14 protein-coding genes are annotated in these 13027 nt (G+C 38.5%); 1 reads left to right on the top strand and 13 read right to left on the bottom strand.

The genetic code is table 11. The features are described 5' to 3' along the window. Positions 1-69 precede the first annotated feature (69 nt). From EV282_RS08025 to prsW, 12 genes are all read right to left on the bottom strand, one after another. Positions 70-1095 carry an NAD(P)H-dependent glycerol-3-phosphate dehydrogenase gene (locus EV282_RS08025; protein ID WP_130295243.1) on the bottom strand — a complete coding sequence of 342 codons (1026 nt, stop codon included), beginning with the start codon at positions 1093-1095 and terminating at the stop codon, positions 70-72. Between the two features lie 20 nt (positions 1096-1115). Continuing rightward, positions 1116-1697, bottom strand: coding sequence for a glycerol-3-phosphate 1-O-acyltransferase PlsY (gene plsY / locus EV282_RS08020; RefSeq protein WP_130295241.1), 582 nt, complete (start codon positions 1695-1697; stop codon positions 1116-1118). Between the two features lie 9 nt (positions 1698-1706). After that, complete coding sequence (der, locus tag EV282_RS08015; RefSeq protein WP_130295239.1) at positions 1707-3020, bottom strand: ribosome biogenesis GTPase Der; 1314 nt, start codon at positions 3018-3020, stop codon at positions 1707-1709. Positions 3021-3166: 146 nt separating this feature from the next. Beyond that, positions 3167-3769: a YphA family membrane protein gene (locus EV282_RS20185; protein ID WP_165389397.1), complete on the bottom strand. Its 603-nt coding sequence runs from the start codon at positions 3767-3769 to the stop codon at positions 3167-3169. A gap of 167 nt (positions 3770-3936) precedes the next feature. Next, on the bottom strand, positions 3937-5076 hold the full coding sequence (gene rpsA, locus EV282_RS08005; protein ID WP_130295237.1) for a 30S ribosomal protein S1: 1140 nt from the start codon (positions 5074-5076) through the stop codon (positions 3937-3939). Positions 5077-5157: 81 nt separating this feature from the next. After that, entirely contained in the window at positions 5158-5739 is a 582-nt protein-coding gene (locus EV282_RS08000; protein WP_130295235.1) for a lysophospholipid acyltransferase family protein, read from the bottom strand. Position 5740: 1 nt separating this feature from the next. Further along, positions 5741-6415, bottom strand: coding sequence for a (d)CMP kinase (gene cmk / locus EV282_RS07995; protein ID WP_130295233.1), 675 nt, complete (start codon positions 6413-6415; stop codon positions 5741-5743). A gap of 129 nt (positions 6416-6544) precedes the next feature. Further along, positions 6545-6730, bottom strand: coding sequence for a DUF5359 family protein (locus EV282_RS07990; RefSeq protein WP_130295232.1), 186 nt, complete (start codon positions 6728-6730; stop codon positions 6545-6547). A 43-nt stretch (positions 6731-6773) separates the two neighbouring features. Further along, positions 6774-7436: a flagellar brake protein gene (locus EV282_RS07985; protein WP_165389396.1), complete on the bottom strand. Its 663-nt coding sequence runs from the start codon at positions 7434-7436 to the stop codon at positions 6774-6776. A 243-nt stretch (positions 7437-7679) separates the two neighbouring features. Continuing rightward, positions 7680-9029 carry a germination protein YpeB gene (gene ypeB / locus EV282_RS07980; RefSeq protein WP_130295229.1) on the bottom strand — a complete coding sequence of 450 codons (1350 nt, stop codon included), beginning with the start codon at positions 9027-9029 and terminating at the stop codon, positions 7680-7682. Between the two features lie 18 nt (positions 9030-9047). After that, a complete protein-coding gene (gene sleB, locus EV282_RS07975; RefSeq protein ID WP_130295227.1) occupies positions 9048-9929 on the bottom strand; it encodes a spore cortex-lytic enzyme in 882 nt (293 codons plus the stop codon). Between the two features lie 122 nt (positions 9930-10051). Beyond that, entirely contained in the window at positions 10052-10732 is a 681-nt protein-coding gene (gene prsW, locus EV282_RS07970; protein WP_130295225.1) for a glutamic-type intramembrane protease PrsW, read from the bottom strand. 91 nt (positions 10733-10823) lie between these two features. On the opposite strand from prsW, the gene EV282_RS07965 reads away from it, so the two are divergent. Next, complete coding sequence (locus EV282_RS07965; protein ID WP_130295223.1) at positions 10824-11792, top strand: asparaginase; 969 nt, start codon at positions 10824-10826, stop codon at positions 11790-11792. Positions 11793-11959: 167 nt separating this feature from the next. Here the strand turns inward: EV282_RS07965 and EV282_RS07960 are convergent, their stop codons facing one another. After that, entirely contained in the window at positions 11960-12946 is a 987-nt protein-coding gene (locus EV282_RS07960) for a YpdA family putative bacillithiol disulfide reductase (protein WP_130295221.1), read from the bottom strand. Positions 12947-13027 lie beyond the last annotated feature (81 nt).

Below are 13027 nucleotides of genomic sequence, written 5' to 3'. Positions count from 1 at the left end.
AGCATTGCAAGAAGGGTGAAAAGAGAAAAGGCGATTGCCTAAATTTTTTTAGACATCCGCCTATTCGGATTAGCTTTTTAAAGATGAAACATCTTCAACTTCATGTGTCCGAGATCGCTGCATCAGCTCATCAACAGCTTGCTTTGCACCTTTATTGTTGAAAAGTACATCGTACAGAACTTGTGTGATCGGCATTTCAACTTGCTCTCTCTTGCTTAATTCGAAAGCCGCCTGGGTAGTCCTGACACCTTCAACGACCATTCCCATATTATCTAGAACATCATCGAGGGCCATCCCTTTTCCAAGCATATTACCTGCCCGCCAGTTCCTGCTATGTACACTCGTACACGTTACGATCAGATCACCAATGCCCGTTAAACCTGAAAAAGTAAGAGGGTTAGCTCCCATATGCGTTCCAAGCCGTGCAATTTCCGCGAGTCCTCTGGTGATCAATGCTGCCTTCGCGTTATCTCCGTATCCTAATCCATCAGATAGACCAGCCCCTAAAGCGATAATATTCTTTAGTGCACCGCCAAGTTCAACACCAATCACATCAGGGTTCGTGTAGACACGGAAATTTTGGTTAATAAATAAGTCTTGGACTTTTTCTGATGCTTCGATTTTCTCAGATGATACAGTAACTGTTGTTGGCTGTCTTAAAGAAACTTCCTCCGCATGGCTTGGTCCAGATAGCACCACTACTGCTTCAAGTAATGAAGAAGGCAGCTCCTCTTCAATAATTTCTGAAATTCTTTTATATGTACCAGGTTCAATACCTTTGCTCGCGTGAACGATTGTAACTTTACGAGTTAGTATATTCTTCAGCTGGCCGAGAACATCCCTCATCGCCTTTGTAGGGGTAACAAGAACGATGATATCTGCACCTTCTATACATTCTTCAAGCTTTACAGAAGCTTTTATACTCTTTGGGAGCTCGATGCCAGGCAAGTATTTCTCGTTGCGGTGTTCCTCATTAATTTCAGATACTTGTTCTTCTCTTCGTCCCCATAAGCGGACATTGTGTCCATTATCTGCTAATACGATAGCAAGAGCTGTTCCCCAGCTTCCAGCTCCTAATACAGCAACGTTCTCCATACATGTCACACTCCAAATTATTAAATTTTGCGTTCGATTCCTTTTAGCAGCCTTTGTATATTTCCCCGATGGCGCCAGACTGAAACAGCTGAGATACAGCCACCCGTTAAAATGGCAGTAATGGGCATGCTGTAATGATACAGCATGAAGAAAGGTGTAAGGATTAAAAAGACGATCGATCCTAAAGAAACAAACCGACTTATCCAAATCGTAAGAATAGCAATAACACCTGCAAGTAAAGATGGGAAGAAAGATATAGCTGCAAAAACACCGATTGTTGTTGCAACTCCCTTCCCTCCCTTGAATCCAAAGAAGACGGGATAATTATGACCCAGTACAGCTGCAAATCCACACATTATTGCAATAGTTGGACTAAAATCTAGCCATAACGGAACAGCTACAGATAATATCCCCTTCATACTATCTAAAAGCAGTACGGCAATCGCAGGTCCCTTTCCAAGCACTCTTAATGTGTTGGTAGCACCTGCATTACCGCTTCCATGGTTTCTGATATCTTCATTTTTTAACAGCTTTGTAAGCAAATAACTGAAGCTGATGGAACCTAAACAATAAGATAATAAGATGAGGAAGATCCACATCATACTATTACCTTAATCATTTTTCTTTCTTGCAAAAATTTTGATTGGTGTACCTACGAATCCGAACGTTTCACGAATCCTGTTCTCTAAAAATCTCTTATAAGAGAAGTGGAAAAGCTCTGGATCATTAACGAAAATAACAAAAGTAGGCGGTTTAGAAGCTACTTGGGTTGCATAGTTTATCTTTAGTCGTTTTCCGTTATCCATCGGTGCAGGATTCATCGCTACTGCATCCATGATAACTTCATTCAAGATATTCGTTTGAACTCTTAAAGAATGATTTTCGGCGACCTGATTAATCACCGGGAACAGATGATGAAGTCTTTGTTTCGTTTTTGCAGATACGAAAACGATCGGTGCATATGACAAGTATAGGAAATGGTCGCGAATCTTCTGCTCGAACTTTTGCATCGTTTTATCATCTTTTTCGACCGCATCCCATTTATTCACTACGATAACGACCGCTTTTCCTGCTTCATGAGCAAAACCAGCGACTTTTTTATCCTGCTCGATGATGCCTTCTTCTGCATCAATGACCATCAAGACGACATCGGAACGTTCTATCGCTTTCATCGCTCGCATAACGCTGTATTTCTCAGTAGTCTCGTACACTTTACCGCGCTTGCGCATTCCGGCAGTATCGATAATTACATACTTTTGGTCTTCCTTTTCGAAACTGGAGTCAATAGCATCACGAGTTGTACCTGCAATGTTGCTTACGATAACGCGCTCTTTCCCTAAAATTGCATTTACTAAAGAAGATTTACCCACATTTGGTCTGCCGATCAATGAGAAATAAATCGTATCATCGTCTTTTACTTCTTCAACCGTTTCAGGAAAATGACTGACTACCTGATCGAGAAGATCTCCAAGTCCTATTCCATGAGTACCTGATACTCCGATCGGTTCACCCATTCCTAGGCTATAAAATTCATATAATAATTCTTTTCTTTCCGGGTTATCAATTTTGTTTACACCCAAAACAACTGGTTTCTTTGAACGGAAGAGCATTTTGGCTACTTCTTCGTCAGCTGCTGTAATACCATTCATACCATCTACTAAAAACAAGATAACATCAGCTTCTTCAATAGCCAGTTCTGCTTGTTCCTTCATCTGGCTCATGAATGGTGCATCACTGATTTCTATTCCGCCTGTATCGATTAAGTTAAATTCGGTATTCAGCCATTCTGCTGAACTATAGATCCGGTCACGGGTAACACCCGGCATATCTTCTACGATGGATATGCGGTCTCCGGCAATTCTGTTAAATATAGTAGATTTCCCAACATTAGGTCTTCCCACTATGGCTAAAACTGGTTTAGTCATGTTGACACTTCCCTTTTTTCCTGATCAGTTCAATCATTTCTTTATGAATTCATCATTACTTTTTTAAGTTCCAATAAAATTAGACAAGTCCACTTATTTTAGCAAATTCTTGAGGGCTTACACAACTTAATAATTATAGGTTTCCATCATATCTGCTTTGCTGGATTTACCTTTTTATAAGAGACACGCCTTATTTTTTTGAACATATCTACCAATATTACCATACAAAACAGAATCATTGTAGTTGAAGCGAGCAAATCCAATACAAACAAAGAACCTATTTCTAAATATCCGGTAAGCCTGAAGATCAATAACTGATATAAAGAATCTCCAATAAAAATACCTATTGATGGGATATAGAAGAGATCTATTTTTCTTTTTGAAATAAGAAACATTACAGCTGTAAGAAAAAGAATCAGCAAATACTTTTTATCGATAAACAGCTTAGCAGGATCATATAGTGCAAAAATCTGAAGGATTACATAGCTTACAGCTATTATAAAACTTACAGCTAAATAATAGAGAAGATTCCCTGTATTACGGATAACATGAACAAGTCCGATCATTAAAAAGAAGGCAAAAGCTGCATTAACTGTTCCTAACGAAAAAGGTACGTGATAGCCAGATATTATTATTCCTGGCAGCAAAATAAAAATCACAGCATTTCTAAATGGACTTTTTTCAATTAAAAAGGTTGTTACAACCCATCCGATCCACATGATCCAATAAAAAAGTATCCCATCATTCATGAATCTCACCTCGGTAGCATTATGCCACTTTCCGCACGCCCTTAATCGTTTGGCTATGAATAAAACCTGATGCACCAACCCTTTTGCACCACTTTTTTCACTTTAATTTTGCATATCAAAAAACATATAAAAAAAAGCTCCCGAAAAATCGGGAGCTTTTAAATCGTTTACTTGTACTCTTTTAACTGATCACCAATCATCTCAGCTAACGAAAATCCTTTTTCTTCTTTTGGAAGGTTTTGCTTAAGATTTTCTTTATCTTTTTCATCTTGAACAGCTTTCATACTTAAGCTCATTCTTTTTTCTTTGCTGTTTACATCAAGTACTTTTACAGATACTTGCTGTCCTTCTTTAACGACTTCACTTGGGTTGCCGATATGACGGTTTGCCATTTCTGAAATGTGCACAAGGCCTTCAATCCCTGGTGCTACTTCAACAAATGCACCAAAAGCAACGATTCGTTTCACTGTTCCTTCGATAATACTTCCAGGTGTAATAGAAGAACTAGCTTCTTCCCACGGTCCAGGCTGTGTTTCTTTAATTGAAAGCGAAATTCTGTCATTATCGCGGTCTACAGAAAGAACTTTTACTTTAACAGTCTGACCTTCGCTTAATACTTCAGAAGGGTTATCAACACGATTATGAGAAAGCTGTGATACGTGAACTAATCCATCGACACCTCCAATATCAACAAAAGCTCCAAAGTCTGTAAGACGCTGAACCTTACCTTCAATAATTTCTCCAGGAGCTAGTCGATCTAAGATTTCTTGCTTTCTTCCCGCTTCTTCCTCTTCAGTTACAGCACGGTGTGATAATATTACGCGTCCTTTTTCAGTATCAAGCTCTACAATTTTAACCGAAAGCTTTTTACCTTTATAATCTGAAAAGTCTTCTACAAAATGTGATTCAACCATTGATGCAGGAATAAATGCACGTACACCTAAATCTACAACTAGTCCGCCTTTTACTACATCGTGAACAGTAACTTCGAACGTTTCTTTCGCTTCGTATTTTTCTTGAAGTTCAGACCAGGATTTTTCACTGTCTACTGCTTTTTTAGAAACAAGCAGCTTGTCCTCTGAATGAGAAAGCACTTTAACAGTGATTTGATCTCCTTCATTTAACACATCACTTACCTTTTCGATAAAAAGACTAGAAACTTCATTAATCGGTAAAAATGCGTCTTGTTTAGCGCTGATATCAACTAACGCGTGTTTGTCTTCTACTTTCAAAACCGTACCTTTAACGATTTCGCCCGCTTCAGCTTGGGTAGCATTTGTTAAACTTGTGCTCATTTCCTCTGTCATGTTCGTGGCCTCCTCAAAAAATTAAAAAATAATTTATTGAACTTTCACTTTGAAAGAACATTAACATTGTAAAGAACAAACTTATTCATTATCATTTTTTAATTGTGCTATATGTTTCATTATAAGCTCTGTAGCTTCTTTAGCGGAAGCTTTTTGCTCGCGTAAATGTGTAAAGTCAATCGGCTTGCCAAAGATAATTTTTAAACTTTTGCCTTTTTTATACTGGCCGACAATTGCACAAGGAACGATATGAGCTTCGGATTTAAGTGCAAAGAATCCTGCACCCGCCAAACCTTCCCCAATCTCACCTGTTTTGCTTCTCGTTCCTTCAGGGAAAAGGCCGACTACCTTTCCTTCTTTTAAAAGGTTCATGCCTGTTTTTAGAGCTGTCTTATCGCTCATTCCCCTTTTTACCGGAAACGCATTAATTTTAGGCAAGATATGTTTTAATACTGGTACAGAAAAGAGTTCTGCTTTCGCCATGAAGTGAACTTCCCTGGGTGATGCAACTCCAACAAGTGGAGGGTCATAGTTGTGAATATGATTTGTACACAATAAAACCCCGCCAGTATCCGGCATATTTTCTGCACCGATTACTTTAGGTTTAAAGGAGCTCTTAAAATAAGTACCGCAAAGCCATTTTCCGAAAAAATAAAGCTTCATATTAACGTGCCCTTTCCTCTGCAAAATTAAGAATGCTTGAAACTACTTCTTCGATGGTCATGCTTGTTGTATCCAGTTCAATCGCATCTTCTGCTTTTCTTAACGGAGCAGCTTCTCTTTCGCTATCTCTTTTGTCCCGCAGTGAAATCTCGCTTTTTAACTGTTCAAAATCAGCAGGGAAACCTTTTGCAAGATTCTCTTCATATCTTCTGCGAGCGCGTTCATCTACTGATGCGATCAAGAAGATTTTAAGTTCAGCATTTGGCATCACATGTGTCCCGATATCGCGGCCATCCATGACTACTCCACCTGATTCAGCAAGCTGCTGCTGTCGTTTAACCATTTCAATCCGTACTTCTTTTTGTCGGGCAACGAAGGATACATTGTTAGTTACTTCTGCTGACCTGATTGCTTCTGATACGTCTGTTCCATCAAGATATACTGCTTGACCTGCTTCTGTCTTCACCAACTCGATCTTTGTTGTCTGAAGAACTGATTCCAGAGCGATTCCATCATTTAAGTCCGCCCCTAAAAAAAGAGCTTTATAAGTTAATGCCCTGTACATGGCACCAGTGTCGATATAAATAAAAGAAAGGCGCTCAGCTACTTGCTTTGCTACCGTGCTTTTCCCTGCACCTGCAGGTCCATCAATAGCAATCGATAATAATTTTTTCATGTTTCCTCCTACCCCATACCTATGACAATGAATACATAGCAATAAAAAGCAGGTAAACTTCCCCCTGCTTTTTCTGTACATAATCTAAATAACAGATTAATTCTTTATCTATCTTATCACAATTTTTGCTTAACGGTCCATCGTTTCTAAAGCAGGTTCTCTTTCACCTTTTACGACACCTTCATAATGAATGCTTTTATTTGTGTACATTTTAAACGATGGTATCTCTAAAAAAACTTGTGCGACCAATAATAATATAAAATGAGCGATAGCAAGCTGAATCAATAATCTTTCTAGCCTTTTAATCTTAGTCACCTTCTTTTCGGGAGTATTATTCCCCCAAAAAAAGATAGTTATTCTAGATGGTCGTTTCCCTTTTTTTCATTAAAAGCTGCTGTTCAAAACAGAATCTTATAATGTGCTGTCTTGATTTCGGGTCAATCGATTCGAACTGGAGTGGCGCCCTTTGTCTATCTTTCGCATGTCCATCTAAGATCCTCAAAACTTTACATTGAAGATCCAAGTAAATTTTTTCACCTGACTGCATAGGTAGAACAGTTAAACATTCCAGCATATCTCCTTTTGACACACTATGTTTTACAGGCAGTGACAAAAGCATTCCTCCAGCACTAAGGTCAAGCACGACAGAATTAAATGGAGGATAAGAATCATCCATATTTCTCACCGCAGTATCCAATAATGTTTCTACTCGGACATATTCTCTTCTCTGGATCTTATGTATTTCTTCCTCTTTTGGAGAAGCAATGATTAAAACCGGAATCTTCTCAATCTTCCTACCCAGCAGTTCCGTGCGAAATGTAAAAACATTCTTTTCCTTGTCTACAAATGAAGCCTTAAACTGTGTGCCATCAAAGAAATATTCTGTTCGATTTGTGGTTTCATTACTTGGATAATCGATATAAATCCGATCATCTTTTACTTCACAAATTTTGCATCTGTATTTATCCTTTTTATCTGAAAATAACGGTTGCAAATATAACGGTTCCCCTACAGCAATCATAAAATCTTCCCCCACATTGCGTTTCATAGCCTTTACCTTATTATGACAGTTATTAAAAAAAAGAAAAAGCAAAATTTCAAAAAGCGAAATTTTGCTTAGTTTTTTTCTAAAAGATTATAGATACAAAGAGATTCTAAAAACAACTTCATTGAATCGTTAAATGAGGCGGAAGGAAGAGATTCCAGTCCAAAGAGCGGAAATCAACTTCATCCAAGCGCAACAACGCTCACGAAAACAATCTATTTAGATCTCATTATAAGAAGGTTCTGCTTCTTTTAGCTTTTTAACTTCTTCTTCATTTCCATTCTCTGCATTAATGAACACTTGATAGGTTTCATTGCCAAGTACCCCAAGGAATTCATAGCAGAAAACCTCTTCATTAATATCATTTCTGATCAATGCTTTGCTTATTTCCTTTACTTCAAACTTCGGATTCAAATTAGTTCTTGCTTCTTTCTCCGTAATTTTGAATTTTGGAATACGTCGATCCTGATGCGCCAGAAGGAAATCAGTACCTTCATAACCCATAATATCTCCGTTATCGAGAGCGACTTTAACCGTAACCACTTCTGGATAGATTCTCACATCATCCTCAAGTCTTGCATAGGTGAAAACGGCAATATTGTCATACTGATCACTCGAAACCATTTCCATCTTGCTTTCCATGTGCTTTTTCAGGAAGTCTTCTGCCTGGAACATGGCATCATTCAATGATATTTTCGGTTTTCCTACACTTCGGTCATATAGTACATAAAGGGGATAACCGCCTTTTTGTGTTATATCCATATACGTCGTACCTTTAGTATCCGGATTATAAAGCGTCAGGGAATAAGCATCATATTTCGCATCTTTACCTGATTTTTCAACTGTCATCTTTACATTTTTCTTAAGGTCAAAAAATTCGATGGCAATCTTTTTAGCTTCTTCCTTCGTAATCTTTTTACCTTTCAACTGGCTTAAATCACGGTTTTTCATCTCCATCATGTTGGATACTTCAGGACCGAAATTAACTTCTGAATATCCTTCAACATTTTTATCTACGGTTTTAAAGCCATCGATAATCGTGTTATCTTCTTGTGTCTTATTTGTTGCAAGTGCCATTTCAACATCCATCCAGCGAAGGTTGTTCTTTTGAGCTAACGATTCTGTTCTGCGCAGTTCATTCTGTATTTCTGTAGCGTTAGCGTACAAGTCCTTTAATGTCTTATATTCTTTATCAGTCAATGGATTTTTGTCCAGGTCCCGAACTGCAGTACGATAACTGAATTCTCCCATTTTCGCTAAGAATTCTTCAGTTTTATTGAAAGGAAGCAGGGATAGCGGGAGCTGTCCTACATCATTATGAGCTTCAGATGTTAATCTCCAAACTTGAGCTAATGCAGGTGATAGCTGGTTTCTGGAGTTCATTGCGAGCGTTTCTCCAATCTTGTCATGAAGTGAGTCTACATGAAAGTTCAAGTCATGAAAAGCCCGCTGATAGTTATTTTCTGCCTGCAGAAGAATAGCATTCTTTTCTTGGTGCTCTGTATAGCCCCAATATCCAGTCCCTGCCACAGCTACGAACAACAGTGCAATAAGGATTGTGCGTATCATTATATGTTCACCCCTTTATTAGTTACAAAAAATGTGCTTTCCGATTTTCTTGATTTGAGGACGTCCCCAGATCCAGCCTGAAGTTGCTGTATCAGGATTAAAGTAATAGATCGCCTCACCCGTTGGATCCCAGCCATTTAAAGCGTCCATTACAGCTTTCTTGGCCTGTTTATTAGGGGTTAGATAAATTTGTCCATCAGCAACTGCTGTAAAAGCACCGGGCTCAAAAATAACACCAGAAACAGTGTTTGGAAATGCTGTATCCTGAACACGGTTAATGATTACAGCTGCTACTGCTACTTGCCCGATGTATGGTTCACCGCGTGCTTCACCATAAACAGCATTTGACATTAAGTTAATGTCATTTTGCGAATATCCAGCTGGGATATTTTTAGCAGGTTTTACTTGTGCTGGTTTAGCTTTTGCTTGCCCGCCACCAGCTTTACCTTGAGCTGTGCCCTTTGGTGTGCCTTTTGCAGCTCCACCTTTAGCACCCCCGCTTTTCGTCTGTTTGCTCTTAGGGACTCCGCCATAGTATGAAAACTTCTTTCCTGAATTAATTTGCTTATTCACCCAGGCTTTATCATACTTTGAAGCTTTTGCGAGTTTTTGCTTCGTTGTGGTTCCAGCTAAGCCGTCTATATCCATACCAAATTCATATTGGAAGTTTCGTAATGCCCAATAAGTTCTCCACCCAAAAACACCATCGATGTTTCCAGTGTAAAAGCCTAAATATTGAAGACGGGATTGAAGTTCAACAACATCGTCTCCAGTTGCTCCTTTTTGTATGACTTGGTTCGAAAACGCATGTGCATTGTTTTGACCAAATCCAGCAAATAACCCAAAACAAAGGGCGATTGCAAAAAAAGCTCCCTTTATGTAAGCTGAATTTCTTTTCATGAGAAAGTTAGCCTCCTGTAATTTTAATCTCCATTACTTGTTATACATGTATCATTTGTAATCCGGTTTTTTTTATTCAATTTCAAAGTCTTATTGTTGTTGAAAAATAAAAAAAAGACCGGTTAAATACCAGTCTTAGCATTTGCGTTTGGATATGGATTTATTGATGAATTAGCAATTCTTACTTTTCTTAAAGCGAACCACCATAAGAAAATCATGAATGGGAACATATAGAAGAAAATATATTTGGTGCTTGATAGAAGCAAGGAATTAAAGATTCCATGAAGAAGAATCGGGATAACTAGGGAAAGACTTAAATAAATGATTTTTTTCTTTCCAGTAGAGAACTTCCCTTTTCCTAGATAAAAGCCCATGATAACTCCAAACAGGGCATGCCCGCTTACCGGAAGAAGCGCACGGATCAAAGCTTCTTCAATCCCGAACGTGTACAGATAAAAAATGTTTTCCAAGGATGCAAAGCCGAGAGATAATGCGGTTGCATATACGATTCCATCATAAGGTTCATTAAATTCTTCATGAAGGTAAGCTCCATAAAAAACTAAGAACCATTTTAAAAATTCCTCGAGAGTTCCGCTGACTAAAAAAGCATCAACAAATAAAGGGACGTTCAACTCTTCCTTAAATCCAAATTGCAGGACCATTACAGGAAAAACGAGAAGAACTCCAAATATATAGACCTTTACTACTAACGATAAAGGTTCAGTTTCATATTTATCCTTCAGGTAAAAAAATGATAATAGAGCAATAGCCGGAGCCACCGCTGCAGAAATTACAGCTAGCATGTCCTGCCTCTTTTCTACTGTTTTTTTCTATCGTAACATGATATTTTAAGAAGTGGAATAGAGAACAATAAGAACAAGGAGGGCAGCAATATTGAAAAAAATATTACTGATTCATACGGGCGGGACAATTGCAATGGAAGAAAATAAGAACACAGGCGGTGTCAATACAAAAGAGACACATCCGCTTGAAGCCACAATCTCAGAACTGTCTGATATAGCCGAAATCGTGGTAAAAAACTACGTTAACCTGCCTTCTCCTCATATTACTCCTTTTCACATGCTTGAACTTGCCTCATTTATTAATGAGCAGACAGAAGCAGATCAATATGATGGGCTAGTGATCACACATGGTACAGATACATTGGAAGAAACAGCTTACGTTCTTGACCTGATTTTAGAAACACCGATCCCCGTCATCGTTACGGGAGCTATGAGGTCCAGCAATGAACACGGCTCTGATGGTCCTTATAATCTTATTTCTTCGGTAAGAGTCGCCTGCGAACAACAATCATTAGGCAAAGGTGTTCTCGTCGTATTTAATGATGAAATACACGCTGCTAAGAATGTGACAAAAACACATACGAGCAATATCGCTACTTTTCAAAGCCCGCAATATGGACCAATCGGAATCGTTACAAAAAGAGGAGTGCTTTTTCATCATACCTCTCTCCGTTCAAACCGGTTTCAAGTTAAACAATTTTCTAAGAACGTCATATTATTAAAAGCCTATGCAGGAATGGATGGAGAATTGATTAATGCTGCCGCTAAATCTGCAGATGGTGTCGTGATCGAAGCACTTGGCCAGGGAAATTTGCCCCCAGCAACAGTTCCTGCCATCCAAGAGCTCATCACACGTAAAATTCCTGTCGTGCTTGTATCCAGATGCTTTAACGGTATTGCACAAGATATCTATTCATATGAAGGCGGCGGAAAACATCTTAAAGAACTAGGCGTTGTTTTCTCAAACGGTTTAAACGGACAAAAAGCTAGACTGAAATTGATGATAGCCCTTGAGCATACAAATTCACATGAAAAACTACAGCAGTTGTTTTTAAATTAAACGTAAATCTCAAAAAAAGAAATGATTGAATATTGGATTACCGTGAATGAACCTGGATTACCATGGTTATAACCTTGCTTGCTTAGATCAACCTTGCCATAAAATAAAATCAGGCGAAAACCTGATTTTATTCCTTCTTATTAAAAAAGCCATAACCCTTTTAAGGGTTATAGGCTTTTTTCGCGTTTTTCTATAGTGCTCGCTATCATCTCTCCATGAAATCTCCCATTTTCAATGAAAATTTCATTTGCATTATTGCCAGCAGCAATTACCCCTGCAATAAAGAGCCCTTCAACATTTGTTTCCATCGTATCTTCAGAGAAAAATGGCCGCCCAGTCTCTGAATCAATATTTACACCCATATTTGAGATAAAATCATGGTCAGGATGGTATCCAGTCATCGCGAAAACTGCTTGAACTGAAAAAACAGCTTCTTCACCCTTGATCTCCACAATAATCTCGTCTTCGTTAATCTCTTTCACACATGATTCAAACGACATCTTGATCGTTCCGGCTTTGACACATGCTTCAAATTCAGGAAGAACCCATGGCTTTATGCTAGGCGAGTACTCACTGCCGCGATAAAAAACATGGGGTCGCGCCCCTGCTTTTTGTAGTTCCAATGCAGCATCGATCGCAGAATTTTTGCCTCCGATCACAGCTACATCTAAATCATAATATGGATGTCCTTCATGAAAGTAGTGATAGACATGCGGCAAATCTTCTCCGTTAATATTCATCAAGTTCGGATTATCATAGTATCCAGTTGCGATAATTACGTATTTTGCTTCATAGATGGTTTCTTCATTTTTTCGGTTCAGCGTTCTTACCGAAAATGTACCTTCATTATTTTTATCAACGGATACTGCTTTTTCAAAAGTTCGCAATTTTAAATGGTTTCTTTTTACCACTTCTCTATAATACGTTAGCGCATGGATTCTCTTAGGTTTTCTTTGTTCATGAACAAAGGGAAAACCTCCGATCTCCAGCTTTTCACTGGTGCTAAAAAACGTTTGATGTGTAGGGTAATTGTAAATGGTGTTAACAACATTTCCCTTTTCAATCACACAATACGTCATGCCTTTATCCTGAAGAGCTACTGCAGCCGCCAGGCCGCATGGTCCTCCTCCTATTATACAAACATCTATTTTCATTTTTTCACCACTCCAAAAAAACACGTCATATCTTTATTTTGCCAAATAAAAAAATCTCCTATCATCATATGATAGGAGATT

This window comes from Fictibacillus sp. BK138 (assembly GCF_004216955.1).
Taxonomy (GTDB): domain Bacteria; phylum Bacillota; class Bacilli; order Bacillales; family Fictibacillaceae; genus Fictibacillus.
This window is presented reverse-complemented; position numbering and strand designations above follow the sequence as displayed.

What these genes read in the sequence shown, in the direction of transcription:
- rpsA (WP_130295237.1), bottom strand. Translation starts at nt 5,076, where the DNA reads ATGACAGAGGAAATGAGCACAAGTTTAACAAATGCTACCCAAGCTGAA.
- sleB (WP_130295227.1), bottom strand. Translation starts at nt 9,929, where the DNA reads ATGAAAAGAAATTCAGCTTACATAAAGGGAGCTTTTTTTGCAATCGCC.
- ypeB (WP_130295229.1), bottom strand. Translation starts at nt 9,029, where the DNA reads ATGATACGCACAATCCTTATTGCACTGTTGTTCGTAGCTGTGGCAGGG.
- EV282_RS20185 (WP_165389397.1), bottom strand. Translation starts at nt 3,769, where the DNA reads ATGAATGATGGGATACTTTTTTATTGGATCATGTGGATCGGATGGGTT.
- EV282_RS08000 (WP_130295235.1), bottom strand. Translation starts at nt 5,739, where the DNA reads ATGAAGCTTTATTTTTTCGGAAAATGGCTTTGCGGTACTTATTTTAAG.
- EV282_RS07960 (WP_130295221.1), bottom strand. Translation starts at nt 12,946, where the DNA reads ATGAAAATAGATGTTTGTATAATAGGAGGAGGACCATGCGGCCTGGCG.
- prsW (WP_130295225.1), bottom strand. Translation starts at nt 10,732, where the DNA reads ATGCTAGCTGTAATTTCTGCAGCGGTGGCTCCGGCTATTGCTCTATTA.
- der (WP_130295239.1), bottom strand. Translation starts at nt 3,020, where the DNA reads ATGACTAAACCAGTTTTAGCCATAGTGGGAAGACCTAATGTTGGGAAA.
- EV282_RS08025 (WP_130295243.1), bottom strand. Translation starts at nt 1,095, where the DNA reads ATGGAGAACGTTGCTGTATTAGGAGCTGGAAGCTGGGGAACAGCTCTT.
- EV282_RS07985 (WP_165389396.1), bottom strand. Translation starts at nt 7,436, where the DNA reads ATGATTGCTGTAGGGGAACCGTTATATTTGCAACCGTTATTTTCAGAT.
- cmk (WP_130295233.1), bottom strand. Translation starts at nt 6,415, where the DNA reads ATGAAAAAATTATTATCGATTGCTATTGATGGACCTGCAGGTGCAGGG.
- plsY (WP_130295241.1), bottom strand. Translation starts at nt 1,697, where the DNA reads ATGATGTGGATCTTCCTCATCTTATTATCTTATTGTTTAGGTTCCATC.